The sequence below is a fragment of the Lysobacter sp. CA199 genome, from assembly GCF_052078715.1.
In the GTDB taxonomy this organism is placed as follows: domain Bacteria; phylum Pseudomonadota; class Gammaproteobacteria; order Xanthomonadales; family Xanthomonadaceae; genus Lysobacter.
In genome coordinates, this window is sequence record NZ_JBQJIL010000008.1 from 91,523 (window position 1) to 105,853 (window position 14,331).

A 14,331-nucleotide genomic window follows, 5' to 3' on the forward strand; every position below is an offset into this window, starting at 1 on the left:
TCGCCCGTTTCCGCTGCACGCGCGTTCGACAGGCGCGCTTTCGATTCAGGAGTCCGATCATGCCGATCCTGCTTGCTCCCAGCGACGCGGTCTTGCCGCTGCGCTCGCGCAACGCGCAACTGCTGACCGCGGCGGCCCTGGCCGCGCTGATGATCTGCACGCGCGGGCAACATTTCGCCACCGTCGACGCGTTGCCCAGCGCATCGTGGGCGGTGTTCTTCCTGGCCGGAGCGATGCTGCGTCCGGGCTGGGCGTTTCCGGCGTTGTTCGTGCTGTCCTCGCTGCTGGATCTGGCCAGTCTGGCGTTGGGCCGGGTGACCGACTGGTGCCTGTCGCCAGCGTATTGGGCGCTGGCCCTGGCGTACGGCAGCTTGTGGTGGGGCGGTCGCCTGTATTCGCGCATGCATCGCGACCATTGGAGCAGCGTGCCGCGGCTGGTGCTGGTGTTGCTGGCGACCTCGGCGGTGGCCTATGTGATCTCCAAGGGCGGCTTCTATTTCCTGTCCGGTCGTTACCCCGATGCGAGCCTGGCCGGCTTCATCGACCGCGTGCCGCGTTATTACCCGCGCACGCTGGGGACCTTGGCCGGTTACGTCGGAGCCGGCTTCGCGGTGTATGCGATCGGGCGTCTGGTCGGTAGCCGCCAACGCGCTGGAGCGCGGGCATGAGCGCGCCCGAGGACACCGCGCCCGATCGCGCGGGCTACGCCGGCTTGAACGAGGACAAACACCGCGAACGCATGCAGCGCAAGAAGGAGCTGATCGATCGCAAGATCGCCAAGGCGACCATCGAGCGCGGCGTGCTGGTGGTCAATACCGGCAACGGCAAGGGCAAGAGCTCGTCCGGCTTCGGCATGCTCGCCCGTTCGCTCGGCCACGGTTTCAAATGCGGGGTCGTGCAATTCATCAAGGGTAGTTTTTCGACCGGCGAAGAAGCCTTCTTCCGCCGCTTCGAGGAACTGGACTATCACGTGATGGGCGAGGGCTTCACCTGGGAAACCCAGGACAAGCAGCGCGATATCGCCGCCGCGGATTCGGCCTGGGCGGTCGCGGCGAAGATGCTCGCCGATCCGGCTTACGACTTCGTGCTGCTCGACGAGCTCAATATCGCCCTGGCCCATCGCTACGTGGCACTGGAGCAGGTGTTGGCCGCGGTCGCTGCGCGCCCGCCGCGGCAGCATGTGGTGATCACCGGCCGCGGTGCGCCGGACGCGCTGATCGAAGCGGCCGATACGGTCACCGACATGCGCGTGGTCAAGCATGCGTTCAAGGCGGGGATCAAGGCGCAGAAGGGGATAGAGCTGTGAAGCCGGGATTGGGGGTCGGGGATTCGGGATTCGACAAAGCGTCGGGCGTCTCGACCTTTGCTTCTGCGAATCCCGAATCCCCGATCCCCAATCGCCGCTGTCCGGCCCTGTTGATCTCCGCTCCCGCATCCGGCCAAGGCAAGACCAGCGTCACCGCCGCGCTCGCGCGCTGGCATGCGCGCCAGGGGCGGCGGGTGCGGGTGTTCAAGACCGGCCCGGATTTTCTCGATCCGATGGTGCTCGAACGCGCCAGCGGCCATCGCGCGGAGCAACTGGATCTGTGGATGTGCGGCGAAGCCGACGTGCGCGCGCGCCTGCATGCGGCCGCGGGCGAAGCCGATCTGATCCTGATCGAGGGCGTGATGGGCCTGTTCGACGGCTCGCCTTCCAGCGCCGATTTGGCGCAACGTCTCGGCATCCCGGTGCTGGCGGTGATCGACGGCTCAGCGATGGCGCAGACTTTCGGCGCACTGGCGACTGGCTTGGCGCGTTATCGCGACGGCTTGCGCGTGTACGGCGTGGCCGCCAACCGGATCGGCAGCGCGTATCACGCGCAGTTGCTGCGCGAGAGTCTGCCGGCGGATCTGCGCTGGCTCGGCGCACTGCCGCGCGATGCCGCGCTGGCCTTGCCCGAGCGGCATCTGGGCCTGGTCGCGGCGGGCGAGCTGGGCGATATCGACGTGCGCTTGGACGCGCTGGCCGACGCCTGGGCCGAACACGCCGATACCGAACTGCCGCCGCCGGTGGACTTCGCGGCGGCGGCCTGCGCCGACGTGCCCGCACACTTGCAAGACGCACGCATCGCGATCGCGCGCGACGTCGCGTTCTGTTTCCTCTATCCGGCGAACCTGCAACTGTTGCGCCAGGCCGGCGCGGAGCTGACGTTCTTCTCGCCGGTCGCCGGCGACACGTTGCCCGAATGCGACGCGGTCTGGCTGCCCGGCGGGTATCCGGAACTGCATCTGGCCGCGCTGTCGGCCAACGCGGCGTTGCGCGAAGCCCTGCATCGCCACGTCGACGCCGGCAAGCCCTTGCTCGCCGAGTGCGGAGGTTTGTTGTACGCGCTGGACTCGCTGCGCGACCGCGAAGGGCGCAGCGGCGACATGGCCGGCCTGCTGCGCGGCAGCGCGGCGATCCAGCCGCGGCTGGCCGCGTTGGGTCTGCAGTCGGTGGTGCTGCCCGAAGGCGAACTGCGCGGGCACACCTTCCATTACGCGAGCGCGCAGATCCAGGCCGAAGCCATCGCGCAATCGCACAACCCCAACGGCGGGCCCAGCCGCGAAGCGGTGTATCGCCGCAAGCGCCTGACCGCGAGCTTCGTGCATTTCTACTTCCCGTCCGATCCCGCCGCGGCCGTGCAACTGTTGCGGCCATGAGCGCGATGCCGCTGTCGCTGGCGATGCTGTGCGGCGTGCTGCTGGATGCGCTGCTGGGCGAGCCGCGCCGCGCGCATCCGCTGGTCGCGTTCGGCCGGCTGGCGCGCGCGATCGAATCGGCCTTGCACCGCGACAGCCGCGCGCGCGGCGCGATGGCATGGTCGTTGGCGGTGTTGCCGCTGAGCGCGATGGTGTGGTGGATGGAGCGTCTGCTGTTCGAGCTGTCGCCGTGGGCCGGCGGCGTATACGCGGCCGCGATGCTGTATCTGGCGATCGGGCTGCGCAGCTTGAACGAGCACGCCGGGCCGGTTGCCGAGGCTTTAGCCGCCGGCGATCTGGCTTGCGCGCGTCGCGCGGTCGCCCGCATCGTCAGCCGCGACACACAGGCGCTGGACGCCGAACGCGTCGCCGCGGCGGCGACCGAATCGGTGCTGGAGAACGGCAGCGACGCGGTGTTCGCGGCGTTGTTCTGGTTCGTCGCGCTCGGGCCGGCCGGCGCGGTGTTCTATCGCCTGGCCAATACCCTGGATGCGATGTGGGGTTATCGCACGCAGCGCTATGAACGCTTCGGTTGGGCGGCCGCGCGTAGCGACGACGTGCTGAACTGGATTCCGGCGCGGCTGACCGCCGCGACCTACGCCGCGCTCGGTCATACCCGCAGTGCGCTGCGTTGCTGGCGCACCCAGGCGCGGACCTGGGACAGCCCGAACGCGGGACCGGTGATGGCCGCCGGCGCCGGCGCGCTGCGCGTGCGCCTGGGCGGCGATGCGCCGTATCACGGCGTGTGGGAATCGCACCCGTTGTTGGGCGAGGGCGCCGCGCCGGATGCCGATTCGATCCGGCGCGCGTTGACGATGGTCGACCGCGGCGCCGTGATCTGGGTGGCGGCCGTTTTGCTGTGGGCCTGGGCGGAGTGGACGTATGCACGGGCCTGAGCCGCGCGCCGCGCAGAGTCGGCGCGGAGATCGCCTCCATGCTTGAACACGGCGGCCGCCTGCTGCGTGCGGCGCAGCGCTACGGCATCGCGGCGCAGGACTGGCTGGACCTGTCCACAGGCATCAACCCGAGCGCCTGGCCGGTGCCGGAGATTCCCGCGCGCGCCTGGCATCGATTGCCGGAAGACGACGACGGTCTGATCGAGGCAGCGCGCGCCTGTTACGGCGCAGAACATCTGCTGCCGGTGGCCGGTTCGCAGGCGGCGATCCAGGTGCTGCCGCAGTTGCGCGCGCGTTCGCGGGTCGGCGTGCTCGCGCCCGGTTACGCCGAGCACGCGCATGCCTGGCGCCGTGCCGGGCATGCGGTAGAGACGGCGCCGGCGGCGGAACTGTTCGCCCGTGCCGAGGCTTTCGACGTGATCGTGTTGATCCATCCGAACAATCCCGGTGGCGACGCGTTCGAACGCGAGGCGCTGATCGCGCTGCATTCGGAGTTGGCCGCGCGCGGCGGCTGGTTGCTCATCGACGAGGCCTTCATCGACGCCACGCCCGAGCGCAGCGTCTGCGCCGACAGTGCGCGCGCGGGATTGATCGTACTGCGTTCGGTCGGCAAGTTCTTCGGCCTGGCCGGCGCGCGCGCGGGCTTCGTCTGCGCCGCGCCGGATTTGCTTGAAGCCCTGCGCGAACGCCTGGGCCCGTGGACGCTGACCGGCCCGGCGCGCTATGTGATGCGTCAGGCGCTGGCCGATCGCGATTGGCAGGCGGCGATGCGCCGGCGATTGCTCGCCCAAGGCGCGCGTCTGGCCGCGATGCTGAGCGCGCACGGCCTGGTACCCAGCGGCGGCAGCGCGTTCTTCCAATGGCGGCGCGATCCGCGCGCGCTGCAATGGCATCAGGCGCTGGCGCAACGCGGCATCCTGACCCGCTGGTTCGAGCAACCGGCCAGCCTGCGCTTCGGCCTGCCGGGCGCGGAGCACGAATGGCAACGCTTGGACCAGGCGCTGGCGCAGGTCGTCCAAGCCTTCAACGATGCCGACAGGAGCGAGCCATGACGGCGCGGGTGGTGATGGTTCAAGGCTGTACGTCCGATGCGGGCAAGAGCGCGCTGGTCACCGCGTTATGCCGCTGGTTGCGTCGGCGCGGCGTCGCGGTGGCGCCGTTCAAGCCGCAGAACATGGCGCTGAACTCGGCGGTGACCGAGGACGGCGGCGAGATCGGCCGCGCCCAGGCGGTGCAGGCGCAGGCCGCCGGTCTGGCGCCGCACACCGATTTCAATCCGATCCTGCTCAAGCCCAACAGCGACACCGGCGCCCAGGTGATCGTGCACGGCCGCGCGGTGATCAACCTGGATGCGCGCGCGTATCACGACTACAAACGCGTGGCGATGGAGGCGGTGCTGGCCTCGCACCATCGCTTGGCCGAACGCTTCGACGCGGTGGTGGTCGAAGGCGCCGGCAGCCCGGCCGAGATCAATCTGCGCGCCAACGACATCGCCAACATGGGCTATGCCGAGGCGGTGGATTGTCCGGTGCTGTTGATCGCCGACATCGATCGCGGCGGCGTGTTCGCGCATCTGGTCGGCACCCTGGCCTTGTTGTCGGACAGCGAACGGGCAAGAGTCGCCGGCTTCGTGATCAACCGGTTTCGCGGCGACCTGGCTCTGTTGCAGCCGGGTCTGGAGTGGCTGGAGCGCGAAACCGGCAAGCCGGTGCTCGGTGTGCTGCCGTATCTGCAAGGCTTGCATCTGGAAGCCGAGGACGCGCTGCCGCGCCACGCCGCGGCCAAGCCGGGCGCGCGTTTGCGGGTGGCGGTGCCGGCCCTGCCGCGGATCAGCAACCACAACGATTTCGACGCGCTGCGCGCGCATCCCCAGGTCGACTGCGTCTTCGTCGGGCCCGGCGAAACACCGCCGGCCTGCGATCTGATCGTGTTGCCGGGTTCCAAGTCCACCCGCGCCGATCTGGATTGGCTGCGCCGGCAAGGTTGGGCGGAGGCGATCGCGCGGCATCTGCGCTACGGCGGAAAACTCCTCGGCATTTGCGGCGGATTGCAGATGCTCGGCCGCGGCGTGCGCGATCCGCTCGGCCTGGAGGGTCCGGCGGGTTCGAGCGAAGGCCTGGGCTGGTTGGACCTGGACACCACGCTGCAGGCGCACAAACAACTGCGCAACGTGCGCGGCCGGCTCGCCTTCGCCGACGTCGCCGCCGGCGGTTACGAGATCCATTGCGGGATCAGCGTCGGTCCGGCCTTGGAGCATCCCGCGGTGGTATTGGACGACGGCCGCGGCGACGGCGCGATATCGGCCGACGGACAGATTCTCGGCACCTATCTGCACGGCGTGTTCGACGAGCCCGAGGCGCTGGCCGCGCTGCTGCGCTGGGCCGGTCTGGAGCAAGCGCAGACCCTGGATCTGCGCGGCTTGCGCGAGGCCGGCATCGACCGTCTCGCCGACGCGGTTCAGGCGCACCTGGACACCACCGCATTGGCCGCGTTGTTCGGCCTGGAGCACGACCCATGCACAGTCTGATTCTCGGCGGCGCGCGTTCGGGCAAGAGCGCCTTGGCCGAACGCATGGCGTCTGCGTTCGATGATGTGGTCTACATCGCCACCGCGCAGGCGTTGGACACGGAAATGAGCGAGCGCATCGCACACCATCGGCAACGTCGGCCCGCGGCCTGGGGTTGCGTCGAAGAACCGTTCGCCTTGGCCGACGCCTTGCGAAGGCATGCCGCGCCGGGGCGCTGTGTGTTGGTGGATTGTTTGACGTTGTGGCTCAGTAATTTGTTGGGGTTGGAGGATGTCGAGGTGTGGGAGCGCGAGCGTAGAGCCTTGTTTTCGACCTTGGCTGGGGTGGACGGGTCGGTGCTTTTGGTCAGCAACGAGGTCGGATTGGGCGTGGTGCCGATGGGCGCGCTGACCCGGCGTTACGTCGATGAGGCCGGTCGCCTGCATCAGGCGCTGGGGCAGTCGTGCGATCGGGTGGTGTTCGTCGCGGCGGGGCTGCCGATGCTGCTGAAGGGGCCCGCGCTGTGAGCGGCGTGGACGCAAGGCGTTCGGATGCGAGCGATGCGGGCGATTGGTGGCGGCGCGATTGCATGCAGGCCAATGCGCAGATCCAGGCTCAGGCGCGCGCGCGCCAGGGGCAGTTGACCAAGCCGCCGGGGTCGCTCGGCGCGCTGGAGGAATTGGCGGTGCGGTTGGCGTGGTTGCAGCGCACGCCAACGCCGTCGGTCGAGCGGGTCTGGATCAGCGTGTTCGCCGCCGATCACGGTGTCGCCGCCGAGGGCGTGTCGGCGTTTCCGCAGGCGGTCACCGGCGAGATGGTGCGCAACTTCGCCAGCGGCGGCGCGGCGATCAGCGTGCTGGCGCGCAGCTTGGGCGCGACAGGGCAGGTGACCCTGGAGGTGGTGAATCTGGGCACGGTCAACGATCCTGGTCCGGTGCCGGGCGTGCGTCGCGCGATCATCGCGCCGAGCACCAGCAATTTCTGCATCGAGCCGGCGATGAGCGAAGCGCAGTTGCGCGCCGCGCTGGCGGCCGGCGCGGTCAGCGTGCGCGCGGCATCGGACGCGGGCGCGCAGTTGTTCATCGGCGGCGAGATGGGTATCGCCAATACGACTTCGGCCGCGGCGCTGGCCTGCGCGCTGCTGCAGCGCGCGCCGACCGGATTGGCCGGCGCGGGCACCGGGCTCGATGCGGCCGGCATCGCCCACAAGGCTGCGGTGATCGAACGCGCCTTGGCCTTGCACGCGGCCGCCGGCGACGATCTGGAACGTCTGCGCCGCCTGGGCGGTTTCGAGATCGCCGCTCTGGCAGGCGCGTACCTGGCCGCCGCCCAGGCCGGATTGCCGGTGCTGGTCGACGGTTTCATCTCCAGCGTCGCCGCGTTGACCGCGCTGCGGCTCAATCCGGGTTGCCGCGACTGGCTGCTGTATGCGCACCGCTCGCACGAGCGCGGGCACGCGGCGGTGCTCGACGCGCTGCAGGCGCGGCCGTTGCTGGACCTGGGAATGCGCCTGGGCGAAGCCAGCGGCGCGGCGGTGGCGGTGCCGCTGCTGCGGCTGGCCTGCGACCTGCACAACGGCATGGCGACCTTCGCTCAGGCCGGCGTATCGGGCAGCGACGGCACGCATGCGCACTGAGTCGCATCGCGTTCGGCGCGGGCGCGGTGTCGAACTGCGTATGCCTGTGCGACTGCGCGCCCGGTCCCATTCCCCGAACGGGGCCGAACGGGCATCATCGGTGCCCTGGTCGACCGACCGCGCACAAGGACCGATGCCGCGATGACTTCCAGCGCCACCTCGATCGACCTGCTGCGCCATGGCGACACCGGCCATCGCAGCTACCGCGGCCAACTCGACGACAGCCTGCTGGAACTGGGCTGGCGGCAAATGCGCGACGCGGTGCTCGGCCGCGAATGGGATGTCATCGTCAGCTCACCGCTGCAACGCTGCGCGGCGTTCGCGCAAGAACTGGCGCAGGCGCGCGGTCTGCCGCTGGCGCTGGAGCCGCGTTTGCGCGAATACCACTTCGGCGCGTGGCAGGGGATGGCGGTCGACGTCATCGCCGCCGAACAAGGCGAGGCGCTGGCGCGTTTCTGGGCCGATCCGGTCGCGCACCCGCCGCCGGGCGCGGAACGCTTCGCCGATTTCGCCGCGCGGCTGATCGCGGCCGCCGATGCGATCGTGCGCGAGCACGCCGGCCAACGCGTGCTGGCGGTGAGCCACGGCGGCGTGATCCGCCTGCTGCGCTGTCTGGCCGTGGGCCGGCGCTACACCGATCTGCTCAATATCGACGTTGCCCACGCCTCGCTGCATTCGCTGAGCTGGCCGCCCAAGAGCATGCACGAAACCTCGCGCGAAGCCGCGCCCGCCGCGCCGCGGGCCCAGGCTGATCCGGTCGACGGCTGATGCGGGCGTTGCTGGCCGCGATCGGGTTCCTCACCCGGATTCCGGTGCCGGCCTCGGCCTTCGCCGATCCACGCGCGCAGGCGCGCTCGCTGGTCTGGTATCCCTTGGTCGGTGTGTTGATCGGCGCGTTGCTGTGCGCCTTGGCCTGGGTTCTGCAGACCCGGCCACCGCTGTTGTCGGCGGCGCTGCTTCTGGCGGCGTGGGTCGCGCTGACCGGCGCCTTGCATCTGGACGGCCTGGCCGACAGCGCCGACGCCTGGGTCGGCGGCATGGGACTGGATCCGGCACAACGCCGCGAGCGCACCCTGACGATCATGAAAGATCCGCGCAGCGGGCCGATCGCGGTGGTCGTGGTTACGCTGACGTTGCTGTTGAAATTCGCCGCCTTGGCCAGCCTGCCGCAGCCGGCCTGGACCACGCTGTTGTTGGCGCCGATGTTGGCGCGGGCCAGCCTGACCCTGGCGTTTCTGACCACGCCCTACGTGCGCGGCGGCGGCCTGGGCCAGGCGCTGGTCGATGCGCCGCGTGCGGCCTGCATCGTCGCGGTGCTGGCCAGTGTGGCCGTGTGCGCGGTCGCCGGCTGGCGCGGTGCGCTGGCCGTGTTCAGCGCCGGCCTGATCTTCTGGCTGTGGCGGCGCGCCTGCATGCGCCGCTTGCAAGGCATGACCGGCGATACCTGCGGCGCATTGACCGAATTGATCGAGGCGGGCGTGCTGGTCGCGATGGCGCTGTCGTGGTGAACCGCGCACGACGCGAAAGCGCAAGATAGGAACCGCCGGCCCGGTCCCGGGCTGCGAGGCTGAGCACCGATTCCCCACCGACGATCGCGAGGAGCTCGACCATGCCCCCCGTCAAGGAACGTCCCGTGTCCGTGCATCAGGGTCCGCCTGCGGCCGACACCGTCGACGGCGAACGCGTCGCGGACGACCATGCGCCAGTGTCGGAGCGGGGCCAGGGCGCGTTCAAGCCCGGCACGCGCGACGCCCATCAGCGTCGGATCGAACGCGCGGTCGCGCTGATCGAGCAATCGATCGTGCGCGGCGAAGAGCCGCCCGAACTGAGCCGCCTGGCCGAGGCCGCATCGTTCTCGCCGTTCCATTTCCACCGCGTCTACCGCGCGATGACCGGCGAGACCACCGGCCAGACCGTGGCGCGGCTGCGCTTGCTGCAGGGATTGCGCCTGCTCGCCAGCGTCGAGCGCACCGTCACCGACGCCGCGCTCGCGGTCGGCTATCAAACGCCGCAGGCGTTCAGCCGCGCGTTCCGCCAGAGCGTCGGCGGCACCCCGAGCGAACTGCGCGCCGAGCCCGAGCGGCTATGGCGCGAGATCGATCGGTTGTCGTCGCCGCCGCAACCGGCGGCGTCCGAGCCGCTGCCGCCATTGCGGGTCGAGGTGGTCAGCGTGGATCCGTTCCAGGTCGTCGCGCTGCGGGTCACCGGGGCGTACGCGGAGAAAAACGGCGGCTACCACCGCTTGTTCGACTGGGCCGCCGAGCGGGGTCTGCTGGATTCGCTGCGCGGTCTGTACGGCGTGCCGTGGGACGACCGCCGCGACGTACCGCCGCAAGCCTGCGCGTTCGATTGCGTGCTGGCCCTGGAAGCCGGGTTCGACCTCGACCCGGGCGGCGGGTTGCGGATGATGCGATTGGGCGGTGGACGCTACGCGCGCGTCCGCCATGTCGGCGCTTTCGACGGGCTCGAAGCGCTGACCGACGCGCTGTTGGCGCGCTGGCTGCCCGACAGCGGCGAATCCTTGCGCGATGCGCCGCTGCACCACGAATACCTCGACGATCCCGACGAAGTTCCGCAGGCCTTGCTGCGCACCGATATCTATCTGCCGTTGGCCTGAACCGGGGACGGACGCTCGCTGCAGGAGCGGCGCAAACCGCGACCGCGAATCCGCAGTGGCGATGAATTCTCGAATCGCGGACATCCGGCAGCCTTCGCCGCCCGGTTCTGGCGACTGCGTGGTCGCGGCTCGCGCCGCTCCTACAAGGGCTGACGGACAGGGCGCGCGCTCGCTGCAGGAGCGGCGCAAGCCGCGACCGCGAATCCGCGGCGGCGATGAATTCTCGAATCGCGGACATCCGGCAGCCTTCGCCGCCCGGTTCTGGCGACTGCGTGGTCGCGGCTCGCGCCGCTCCTACAAGGGCTGACGGACAGGGCGCGCGCTCGCTGCAGGAGCGGCGCAAGCCGCGACCGCGAATCCGCGGCGGCGATGAATTCTCGAATCGCGGACATCCGGCAGCCTTCGCCGCCCGGTTCTGGCGACTGCGTGGTCGCGGCTCGCGCCGCTCCTACAAGGGCTGACGGACAGGGCGAGCGCTCGCTGTAGGAGCGGCGCAAGCCGCGACCGCGAATCCGCGGCGGCGATGAATTCTCGAATCGCAAACATCCGGCAGCCTTCGCCGCCCGGTGCCGGCGACTGCGTGGTCGCGGCTCGCGCCGCTCCTACAAGGGCTGACGGACGGAGCGAGTGCTCGCCGTAGGAGCGGCGCAAGCCGCGACCGCGAATCCGCGGCGGCGATGAATTCTCGAATCGCGGGGGCTGTGGCAGCCTTCGCCGCCCGGTTCCGGCGACTACGGAGTTCAGGCCCCGGCCGCTTCCAGCCGTGCTTCCAATTCGGCGACCTTGGCTTCCAGCGCCGCGATCCGTTCGACCAGCGCCGATTGCGCCGAGGGCGAAGCCGCGGCGTGTTCGTCGTAAGCGCCACCGATCGAACCGTTCCACACCGGTTCGCCGCTGAGCAGGTGGCCGTAACGGTCTTCGCGCTGACCGGACTGGCGGCCGAGCAAACGCACCAGCGGCGGCGAATGCTGGCTCAGACGTTCCAGCGCGTATTGCACGTCGCCGACCGAGTCGAACTTGGCCATGCGTTCGCTGCGCGAGAGCAGTTCGTAAGCGGTCTGCGGGCCGCGCAGCATCAACAACGCGATCAGCACCGTCTGCGGTCGGGTGGTATCGAGCACGCCACCGGCGCGATGCGAGTAACGCTCCGCGCGTGCGGTGTGCTGCGACTTGATCCAGCCGCGCGGTTCCAACCGGCGCAGCACGTTGGCGACCTCGCCTTGCTCCAGCGCCATGATCGGTTCGCGCGAGGTCTTCTGATTGCACGCGGTGACGATGGCGTTGAGGGTCAGCGGGTAGACGTCGGGCGTGGTCGCTTCCTTCTCGATCAGGCAGCCGATCACCCGCGCCTCGGCCGCGCTGAGCTGCGGCGCGAGATTGTCCGGGGCGGTGTTGTCGTCGGAGGGTTCGGTGCCGGCGGACCCGGGCTCGGAGGTATCGATTTCGCTCATGGCCGTGCTTGTTTCTCGAAAGGACAGTGTTGCGGGACGATCGATTCAGCCTAACCCGCTCACGCCAGTGCCGTCGATGGCGGCAGATGGCGTGAGCCGCGATACACCGGCGCGGCCAGCACCATCTCGGCCAGGCTGTGCGCCAATTCGCGCTCGGCCATCACCGCGCCGTCGGCGCCGTGTTCGATCAGGTGGCGGACCTCGTTGTCGCTGTGCGCGCGCGCGACGATGCTCAGCGCCGGGTTCATCTCCCTGAGTTTGGCAATGATCTCGCCGGCTTCCAATGCTTGCGGAATCGCCAGCATCACCGTGGTGGCGCGTTCGGGCACGGCCTCGCGCAGCACCCGCTCGTTGACCGCGTTGCCCAGGATCGCCGGCAACCCGGCCGCTCGCGCCTTGGCGATCAGGCTGTCCTCGCCGTCGATGACCACCAGCGGCACCTTCTGGTCGGTCAACAGCCGCGCCAGTTCGCTGCCGACCCGGCCGTAACCGATCAGGATCACGTGCTTGTCGATGTCGGCCGGCACCGGCGGAACCACCGGGTCGACCAGCGCTTCCTGCAACGCCGCGGCATCGCGCGCGTTCTTGCGGTCCAGCCAGGCGAACAGCAGCGGATTGGCGATGATCGACATCAGCGCGCCGGCGAGGATCAGGTCCTGGCCTTCCTTGGGCAGGATCCCCAGGTCCAGGCCGAGAGTGGCGAGGATGAAGGAGAACTCGCCGATCTGGGCCAGGCTGGCGGAGATCATCAGCGCGGTCGAGTTGGGCTTGCCGAACGCGCGCACCAGCGCGTAAGCGGCGGCCGATTTGCCGATCACGATGATCGCGAACACCGCCAGCACTTCCAGCGGCTCCTGGATCAGGATCATCGGGTTGAACAGCATGCCGACCGAGACGAAGAACAACACCGCGAACGCATCGCGCAACGGCAGGGTCTCGTTGGCGGCCTGATGGCTGAATTCGGATTCGTTGAGCATCATGCCGGCGAAGAACGCGCCCAGCGCGAACGACACCCCGAACAGTTCGGCCGAACCGAACGCCACGCCCAGCGCGATCGCCAGCACGCACAAAGTGAACAACTCGCGCGAACCGGTGCCGGCCACGCGTTCGAGAATCCACGGAATCACCCGCCGTCCGACGATCAGCATGAAGGCGACGAAGGCGCCGACCTTGGCCAGGGTGATGAACAACTGGCTCCAGATCGCCGAACCTTCGGTGGCCTCGCCCTTGAGCAGGCCCGACAGCGCCGGCAGCAGCACCAGCGCGAGCACCATCGCCAAGTCCTCGACGATCAGCCAACCCACCGCGATCCGGCCCTTGGCGGTTTCCACCAGGCGGCGTTCCTCCAGCGCGCGCAACAGCACCACGGTACTGGCGACCGACAAGGCCAGGCCGAACACGATGCCCGCCCCGTGCGACCAGCCCAACGCCAGCGCCATGCCCCAGCCCAACGCGGTCGCCACCGCGATCTGCAGGATCGCGCCGGGCAATGCGATGGCTTTCACTTCGAGCAGATCGCCCAGCGAGAAATGCAACCCGACACCGAACATCAGCAAGATGACGCCGATTTCGGCCAACTGCGGCGCGAGCGTCTGGTCGCCGACGAAACCCGGCGTGAAGGGGCCGGCGATGATGCCGGCGATGAGGTAGCCCACCAGCGGCGACAGCCGCAGGCGTTGCGCAATCATTCCGAAGATGAAGGCCAGGACGAAGCTGGCTACCAGGATCGCGATCAGGGAGGTGTGGTGCATCGGATCTCCTGTGGTCTGGTCCTTAGAGAATGTGTGCTCAGGGCATTCGACGCAAGTCTTTCTCGTTTGACTGAGTGTCGCAAACGATTGTTTCTGCGAGATTTTTACCTGGATTCCCGAGGCCGGCGACGGTGGCGTTCAGCGACTGCACGCTTGCCGGGCAGGGCTGCGACGCGGTTCGCCGGTGGCCGATCGCAGCGCTTTCGCTCGCGCATGATTTGGATGAATTCCGGTTCAGCCCCGCGCGGCCGATCGTGCGTGGACCGAGCGATTTGCGCGAAATCGTAGCCGCGGCGATGTGCAGGCCAGGCAATGACGCAGCGGCCCAGCGCTGCACGGCGTAGCGAGGTCTTTTGTGGGAGGGCCATCAGCTCCAAGCGACCGATGACGCAGCAAGGTCTTTTGTGGGAGGGAGCTTCAGCCCCGACGCTTTACAGTCCGGGGCGATGATCTTGAATAAAAGCGTCGGGGCTCAAGCCCCTCCCACAAAAGACCTCGTCGCTTCGCGCTCAGTGTCCCGCCCGCACCACTCAACACTTGGCGCTCGGCTCTTTCATATCCGCGCGGATGTGGCGAGTGCGGCATTGCGCACCGAACCAAGCGACCGACGGCGCAGCGAGGTCTTTTGTGGGAGGGAGCTTCAGCCCCGACGCTTTACAGTCCGGCGCGATGATCCTGCACGACGCCGAGCTTCATCTGCTCGATGGCGCGGGCCACTGGCTGCTGGAAACCCATTTCGACCAGGCCCTGCCG

13 protein-coding genes are annotated in these 14,331 nt (G+C 69.1%); 11 read left to right on the top strand and 2 right to left on the bottom strand.

The features are described 5' to 3' along the window. Window positions 1-68: 68 nt before the first annotated feature. From ACTOWJ_RS15475 to ACTOWJ_RS15525, 11 genes are all read left to right on the top strand, one after another. Window positions 69-668: a hypothetical protein gene (locus tag ACTOWJ_RS15475; RefSeq protein ID WP_441335781.1), complete on the top strand. Its 600-nt coding sequence runs from the start codon at window positions 69-71 to the stop codon at window positions 666-668. Further along, window positions 665-1,306, top strand: coding sequence for a cob(I)yrinic acid a,c-diamide adenosyltransferase (gene cobO / locus ACTOWJ_RS15480; protein WP_441335527.1), 642 nt, complete (start codon window positions 665-667; stop codon window positions 1,304-1,306). Before ACTOWJ_RS15475 ends, cobO begins: the two co-directional genes overlap by 4 nt. A 110-nt stretch (window positions 1,307-1,416) precedes the next feature. Then, window positions 1,417-2,682 carry a cobyrinate a,c-diamide synthase gene (locus tag ACTOWJ_RS15485; RefSeq protein ID WP_441335528.1) on the top strand — a complete coding sequence of 422 codons (1,266 nt, stop codon included), beginning with the start codon at window positions 1,417-1,419 and terminating at the stop codon, window positions 2,680-2,682. 5 nt (window positions 2,683-2,687) lie between these two features. Beyond that, window positions 2,688-3,617, top strand: a complete 930-nt coding sequence (gene cbiB, locus ACTOWJ_RS15490; protein ID WP_441335782.1) for an adenosylcobinamide-phosphate synthase CbiB — start codon at window positions 2,688-2,690, stop codon at window positions 3,615-3,617. A gap of 38 nt (window positions 3,618-3,655) precedes the next feature. After that, entirely contained in the window at window positions 3,656-4,669 is a 1,014-nt protein-coding gene (cobD, locus tag ACTOWJ_RS15495) for a threonine-phosphate decarboxylase CobD (RefSeq protein WP_441335529.1), read from the top strand. Continuing rightward, complete coding sequence (locus ACTOWJ_RS15500) at window positions 4,666-6,144, top strand: cobyric acid synthase (RefSeq protein ID WP_441335530.1); 1,479 nt, start codon at window positions 4,666-4,668, stop codon at window positions 6,142-6,144. Before cobD ends, ACTOWJ_RS15500 begins: the two co-directional genes overlap by 4 nt. Further along, a complete protein-coding gene (gene cobU, locus ACTOWJ_RS15505) occupies window positions 6,132-6,650 on the top strand; it encodes a bifunctional adenosylcobinamide kinase/adenosylcobinamide-phosphate guanylyltransferase (protein WP_441335531.1) in 519 nt (172 codons plus the stop codon). Before ACTOWJ_RS15500 ends, cobU begins: the two co-directional genes overlap by 13 nt. Then, window positions 6,647-7,759 carry a nicotinate-nucleotide--dimethylbenzimidazole phosphoribosyltransferase gene (gene cobT / locus ACTOWJ_RS15510; RefSeq protein ID WP_441335532.1) on the top strand — a complete coding sequence of 371 codons (1,113 nt, stop codon included), beginning with the start codon at window positions 6,647-6,649 and terminating at the stop codon, window positions 7,757-7,759. Before cobU ends, cobT begins: the two co-directional genes overlap by 4 nt. 141 nt (window positions 7,760-7,900) lie before the next feature. Continuing rightward, a complete protein-coding gene (locus ACTOWJ_RS15515) occupies window positions 7,901-8,527 on the top strand; it encodes a histidine phosphatase family protein (RefSeq protein ID WP_441335533.1) in 627 nt (208 codons plus the stop codon). Then, window positions 8,524-9,267: an adenosylcobinamide-GDP ribazoletransferase gene (locus ACTOWJ_RS15520; RefSeq protein ID WP_441335783.1), complete on the top strand. Its 744-nt coding sequence runs from the start codon at window positions 8,524-8,526 to the stop codon at window positions 9,265-9,267. The genes ACTOWJ_RS15515 and ACTOWJ_RS15520 overlap by 4 nt, the downstream gene beginning before the upstream one ends. A gap of 125 nt (window positions 9,268-9,392) precedes the next feature. Then, window positions 9,393-10,376, top strand: coding sequence for an AraC family transcriptional regulator (locus ACTOWJ_RS15525; protein ID WP_441335534.1), 984 nt, complete (start codon window positions 9,393-9,395; stop codon window positions 10,374-10,376). A 740-nt stretch (window positions 10,377-11,116) separates the two neighbouring features. Here the strand turns inward: ACTOWJ_RS15525 and ACTOWJ_RS15530 are convergent. Both ACTOWJ_RS15530 and ybaL read right to left on the bottom strand, forming a co-directional pair. Next, window positions 11,117-11,827, bottom strand: coding sequence for a YceH family protein (locus tag ACTOWJ_RS15530; RefSeq protein ID WP_441335535.1), 711 nt, complete (start codon window positions 11,825-11,827; stop codon window positions 11,117-11,119). 59 nt (window positions 11,828-11,886) lie between these two features. Next, window positions 11,887-13,578 (bottom strand): YbaL family putative K(+) efflux transporter, encoded by a 1,692-nt coding sequence (gene ybaL / locus ACTOWJ_RS15535; protein WP_441335536.1) that lies wholly within the window; start codon window positions 13,576-13,578, stop codon window positions 11,887-11,889. Window positions 13,579-14,331 lie beyond the last annotated feature (753 nt).